The organism is Halomonas sp. 707B3 (assembly GCF_024158645.1).
GTDB lineage: Bacteria > Pseudomonadota > Gammaproteobacteria > Pseudomonadales > Halomonadaceae > Vreelandella > Vreelandella lionensis.
Genome location: NZ_JAMZBE010000196.1, coordinates 1 through 5,441 on the forward strand (window position 1 = coordinate 1; position 5,441 = coordinate 5,441).

General features: G+C 55.4%; 7 protein-coding genes and 1 pseudogene. 4 read left to right on the forward strand and 4 right to left on the reverse strand.

Annotation, left to right across the window (positions count from 1 at the left end; translation table 11 throughout):
- A partial coding sequence (locus BIS10_RS17080; protein ID WP_253507097.1) for a TonB-dependent receptor plug domain-containing protein occupies window positions 1–427 on the reverse strand: 427 nt, incomplete at its 3' end.
- Between the two features lie 186 nt (window positions 428–613).
- Between BIS10_RS17080 and BIS10_RS17085 the strand changes: the two genes are divergently transcribed.
- Entirely contained in the window at window positions 614–787 is a 174-nt protein-coding gene (locus tag BIS10_RS17085; protein WP_044629799.1) for a YqaE/Pmp3 family membrane protein, read from the forward strand.
- A gap of 103 nt (window positions 788–890) precedes the next feature.
- Here the strand turns inward: BIS10_RS17085 and BIS10_RS17090 are convergent, their stop codons facing one another.
- Both BIS10_RS17090 and BIS10_RS17095 read right to left on the reverse strand, forming a co-directional pair.
- Window positions 891–1,367 carry a nucleoside deaminase gene (locus BIS10_RS17090; RefSeq protein WP_083025062.1) on the reverse strand — a complete coding sequence of 159 codons (477 nt, stop codon included), beginning with the start codon at window positions 1,365–1,367 and terminating at the stop codon, window positions 891–893.
- Window positions 1,368–1,396: 29 nt separating this feature from the next.
- Window positions 1,397–2,662, reverse strand: a complete 1,266-nt coding sequence (locus BIS10_RS17095; protein ID WP_044629800.1) for a dicarboxylate/amino acid:cation symporter — start codon at window positions 2,660–2,662, stop codon at window positions 1,397–1,399.
- A gap of 200 nt (window positions 2,663–2,862) precedes the next feature.
- Here BIS10_RS17095 and BIS10_RS17100 point away from each other — a divergent pair, with 200 nt between their 5' ends.
- Entirely contained in the window at window positions 2,863–3,078 is a 216-nt protein-coding gene (locus BIS10_RS17100; RefSeq protein WP_083025057.1) for a TIGR02450 family Trp-rich protein, read from the forward strand.
- A gap of 222 nt (window positions 3,079–3,300) precedes the next feature.
- The gene (locus tag BIS10_RS17105; RefSeq protein ID WP_009095703.1) at window positions 3,301–3,507 is read left to right on the forward strand and encodes a cold-shock protein; all 207 of its coding nucleotides are present in this window, start codon (window positions 3,301–3,303) and stop codon (window positions 3,505–3,507) included.
- 107 nt (window positions 3,508–3,614) lie between these two features.
- Here the strand turns inward: BIS10_RS17105 and BIS10_RS17110 are convergent, their stop codons facing one another.
- Window positions 3,615–4,469, reverse strand: a complete 855-nt coding sequence (locus BIS10_RS17110) for a putative RNA methyltransferase (protein ID WP_253507100.1) — start codon at window positions 4,467–4,469, stop codon at window positions 3,615–3,617.
- 192 nt (window positions 4,470–4,661) lie between these two features.
- Here BIS10_RS17110 and BIS10_RS17115 point away from each other — a divergent pair.
- A pseudogene (locus BIS10_RS17115) lies at window positions 4,662–5,441 on the forward strand (acyl-[ACP]--phospholipid O-acyltransferase); the annotation flags it as partial.

Consider the following 5,441-nt stretch of genomic DNA (forward strand, 5'->3'; position numbering starts at 1 on the left):
GCCCGCGAATGACCTCAATGCGCTCAGCGCTATCCAAATCAATCGCATCTAGCTGGGCCTGCCCATCCGGCAGCGTGTAGGGAATGCCGTCCACCATCACCGTAATGCCTCGCACCCCAAACGGCGCACGGGCACCAAAGCCGCGAATCGAAATACGCTGCCCCTGGGCAAAATTATCGCGGTTCTGCAGGAAAACACCCGGCACCCGGTTGAGCGACTCATCCAAACGCACCCGCTGCTGGCCTTGGGCAATGGCGTCTTGCTCTATCGTCGAGACCGCAGCAGGCGTGGCGTAAAGCTCACGCGCTAAACGCGGTGCGCTGACTTCTACGGTGGGCAGTACGGCTTCTGCATCAGTTTGTGCCCATACGGGGGCGGCAAAAGCGGTGCTGAGTAACAATAATGAAGGTGAGAGATAGCGAGTCATGGCATCCTTTCCAATGAAAAATCCCAGTGAATCATCAGTGAACGTTCAACGTTATGACGTTCATCGGGGAACGGCTACGTAAAATGGTAGTCGTATGATGGAGTGACTAATTAGCCAAGTGTAGGGATTAGTTCTACACTGGCGGCTGGGCAACATTATACTAACGGTGTAAGCAAAGGAGGCTACATGGCGTTTACCGCGACTGACCCGATCAAGATGATTTTTGCGGTTATCTTCCCCCCGCTAGGGGTGTTTTTTGAGGTCGGTTTCAAAGGACACTTTTGGCTCAATATCCTGCTGACGCTCTTTGGCTTCATTCCAGGCATCATTCACGCCTTCTACGTCATATTGAAGCACTAGCCTCTTTCATTGCGTAATCTCTCATTGCGTCATTAGTTTAACAAACGCCGCCTTGCTTTGCGCAAGGCGGCGTTCTCGTTTAGCCATGGTTGAAACAGCGCGGCTATTTGCCATGCAGGCGGCGATGCAACGCGTGTACTTGCTCGTCCAACCCTGGCACCGGGCCATCTACCGCAAGCCCAGGCACTACCTCGTTGATTGGTAGCGTAGCCACTGGCGGCGGTGCCACGCCCCACTCGGCCAACCACTTCCCTAGCTGCTCGGTTGAGCTGACGTAAATGATCCGCCCCAACCCTACCCAGCCATGGGCCGCCGCACACATGGGGCAGTGCTCACCCGAGGTATACACCGTGGCGGCCGCACGCGCTTCTGGTGACAGGTGATTGGCTGCCCAGCGGGCCAGCGCAAACTCAGGGTGCTGCGTGGCGTCGCCTCCAGCAATACGGTTGCGGTCTTCCGCCAGTATCTCGCCCTGGGCGCTGACTAATACGCTGCCAAAGGGTTCATCACCGGCGTTGAGCGCCTCTTCTGCCAGCGCCACGGCGCGTTCTAAGTAGCGATACTCATGATCGTAAACCATGCTGACCTCCCCTATCGTCTGAATACGGATTAACCGTTCTCCACCGCGTGGCCGCCCTCTTCATCAGGCGCTTCAGCCAGCGTATGCCCTTCACTTCGGGCAATCACGGTCGTGCCGACCAAGTCTCCCGTGACATTCAGCGCTGTTGCACCCATGCCTACCAGGGCATCAATGGCGGTTAATAGCGCCACGGTTTCAATGGGCAGGCCTACTTGAGCAAACACGGTGGCAATCATGATAATGCCCGCCCCCGGCACCCCAGCCGTGCCTACCGTCACCAGCGTGCCGATCAGCACAATCTGCACCATGCTCATCAAATCCAGCGGCGCGCCAATCACGTTGGCGGCAAACACCGCTGAAATGGCAATACGGATGGCGGCACCGTCCATATTGAGCGTTGCTCCCAGCGGCAGGCTAAAGCCATAAATACTTTTCGGGATGCCTAAACGCTGCGCGGCGTTAATCGTGACAGGCAGCGTGCCGGAGCTGCTTTGGGTTGCAAACGCGGTGGCCATCGGCGTGCGCGCCTCACCAAAAAAGCTGCGTAACTTCACGCCAAACAGCAGCATCACCGCACAGTAGATCAACAGCTGTGCGCCGAGCGCGATGTACAGCACCATCACCATGTCACCCAACGAGAGAAGCGTTTCCATCCCCTGCTGGCTCACCGTTTCAGCAACAATGGCAAAGACGCCAATGGGCACAAAATGCAGCACCCCCGACATCACTTTCAGGGTGACCTCGTTTAACCCTTCAATAACTTGATAAAGCTGCTCGCCAAGCGCGTGCTGCTGCTCAGATTGGCGCATTTTCAACAGCGCAATCCCGAACACCAGCGCGGTAAAGATGATGCCCAGCATATTGAGTTCGGCAAAGGCGGCCACGATATTACCCGGCACGATATTGAGCAGCGCATCGACCACGCCGGGATTCTCGGGTACCGAGAAACTCGCGCTGTCGTTGAGCGTCATGCCGCTGCCTGGGCTAAATAGCGTTGCCACGGTTAGGCCTACCACGATGGCGAATGCTGAAGAGGCCAAATAGTAAATAAACACTTTGCCGCCAACGCGCCCTGCACTGCCTTCCCGCGACTGATTCACCCCTACCATGAGTGTAAACAGTACAATCGGCACGATGAGGAAGGTCAGGAGACGAAGCAGTAAATCGCCCAGCGGTGCCAGCCAAACGGCCACCCAGTCACCGCCAACGATGCCCACCAGAACCCCCATCACCAGCGCGATGGTGACGCGCAAAATGAGTGACGCTTGAAGGTAGCGCTTCCATAAATATGTCATTGAATGCCCTGCTGGTTGAAATCAGGTTGATGTAAATCAGTGGTAAAACCACGTCATGGAGCATCATCACGGGTTGCCAAGCCAGCGCGGTGTTTAATTGCACTCCATCACGCCGACTAAATAGCTTAGCATGGCACCTATGGCGACTTTACACAGGGCCGATTGCTTGCCTCTCCTCAACGCCACTAACAGGAGCCACTATGAATACGATCAACCCTAACAAACTCCACCACAGCAAATGGACCGCGGTGACGCCACGTAATAAAGAAAAACACTTTATCGTGACCCAACTGCTACGTGATGAAGAGGAGAACGTAGTGGACGTGGTGCTGGAAGCGGTTCACTCCCACCGGGAAACAACGATGGCGTGGCAAGCGCTAAAAGACGATAGCACCTGGAAAATGGGTTGGAAGTAGCGAACCTATCACTCCCTGCCCTAAGAAAATAAATGCAAAAAGGCTTTGACCTAGGCTAAGAAGCATGACACTGTAGCGTCAGTTGGTTAGCAAGCAGCATGGTTTCAGAAGTGTACGATCTTTTTCGGCAGCCTGATATTGTATTCCTTGTTTCACCCGCTACTTCATCTGGGTAATACCAGGAATTTTATTACGGCGCATTAGCGCGAAAGGATTTACACAATGGCAACTGGCACAGTTAAATGGTTTAACGACACCAAAGGCTTCGGTTTCATCGCTCCTTCTGACGGTGGCGACGATCTGTTTGCACACTTCTCCGAAATTCAGTCTGACGGCTTCAAAACCCTTCAGGAAGGCGCTAACGTCTCTTTCGACGTTACCCAGGGTAAAAAAGGCCTTCAGGCTTCTAACATCAAGCAAATCTCCTAAGTCCTATCTTCTTAGATAGCACTGAAAAGTTTGCTAGAACCCTCACCCATTAGGTGAACGGTTCGAACAGAAAGGCCCGCCTCGGCGGGCCTTTTTGCGTTTGGGTATTAAATCCTCTCCCATACGATCAGTTGAGCATCAATAGTCAGCGTTAGCTGCTCCAAGTTAGCTGCTCGCTCGCGCCCCTCCGCACTGGCACGATACAAATGCGGCGTCATGGTCAGCAAATCGCGGATAACGTCGGCCCCTTCTAATGAAATAGCGTAGCGAATCTGCTCGGAAGCTCGGTGGGCAAACCCTTCCGGTACATCAGGCGCTTTCTCACGTGCAGGTTTTAAGGTGGGATAAATAATTTCCCGCAGCTCGCGCAGGTGCTCCGGCCCCGCTTCTACTTGAAGCAGTTGCCCGCCCGGCTTAAGTACACGTGCAAACTCACCGTGTACCGGAAAGCCAAACATACACAGCACGCTATCCAGCGTTGCTGACTGCACCGGCAATTGGGCGTTACTGCCCACTACCCAACGGCTGATCGGTGCGTGCTTATCCTCTTGCTTCGCCGCCGACTGCACCGCCCACTTCGAGATATCCAGCCCCATCAGTGAGAGCGGCTGGTTCTCGGGCAAGCGCTGAGCCAACTGGCGCAGGTAGTAACCCTCGCCACAGCCTGCATCCAGGCAACTGTACGTTTCTGCCTGCTCACAGTGGCGCATCACCGCCTGGCTAAGCGCCTTTGCAATGGGCGCATAGTCACCCGCCGCCAAAAAGCGCTGGCGTGCGGCCACCATAGCTTTGCTGTCGCCGGGGTCGGTGGAGCGTTTCTGCTGCACTGGTAGCAGATTGATATAGCCCTGTTTCGCCACATCGAAACTGTGGTTTGACGCACACCGCCAAGTGCCGCCTTCCAAATGGAGCGGTTCGCCGTCTAACGGGCAGGCCAGGGCCTGAAAAGGGGTACGATTCATCGGAAGTTTCTCGTGACGGCTTTTTCTGGTGTGAATAGACGGGCAATATGCTGACACATCATCGAGGGCATCAGGCATCTAAACATTAACGATACCGGAAAGCCCATATAACTCAACTTGAACGGTGAGCGTTGCAACACTCACCCCGTTTGCCGACAGTGCGTTAACTTTCGGCGACTAAGGCGACACACCATGCAACCTTTGCTGCGCATCGCGGGCGCTTGGCCCTACTTGATGGCCATTTTTCTCAATGCCTTCGTAGATCTCGGGCACAAAATCGTCATTCAGAATACGATTTTCAAAAGCTACGATGGCGCAACCCAGGTCGTGCTTACCGCCCTGGTGAATGGGCTGATTCTGCTTCCGTTTATTCTCCTCTTCAGCCCGGCAGGCCATATTGCCGACAGCACTCCCAAAGTACGTGTGCTAAGGCTCTCCGCCTGGACGGCGGTGGCGGTGTCGCTGGGGATCACGGCCGCCTATTACCAAGGCTGGTTCTGGCTTGCTTTTGCGATGACGCTGCTGCTGGCCATTCAGTCGGCGTTCTACTCACCCGCCAAGTACGGCCTAGTGAAAGGGCTATTTGGTAAGCCCCGGCTAGCCGAAGCCAACGGGCTAGTGCAGGCGGTTACCATTGGCGCGATCTTGGCCGGTACGGTGGCGTTTACCGCCCTGTTTGAACACTGGGTCACACCCAGCGCCAGCACGCCAAGCGACCTACTGCGCCATATCGCTCCGCTGGGCTGGCTACTGGTGCTTAACAGCGGCCTTCAGGTCGTCGCCCTTTATCAGCTCAAACTGGATGAAGCACAGCCTACTGCTGCCCCGCTAACTTGGGCACGCTACCGCAGTGGCACTGCGTTAAAAGACAACTTGAGCATTCTTGCCCGCCAGCCGGTGCTGCGGCTCTCCATCATTGGGTTGGCAACGTTCTGGTCGGTGGGGCAAGTGCTGCTGGCCGCTTTTCCCGCC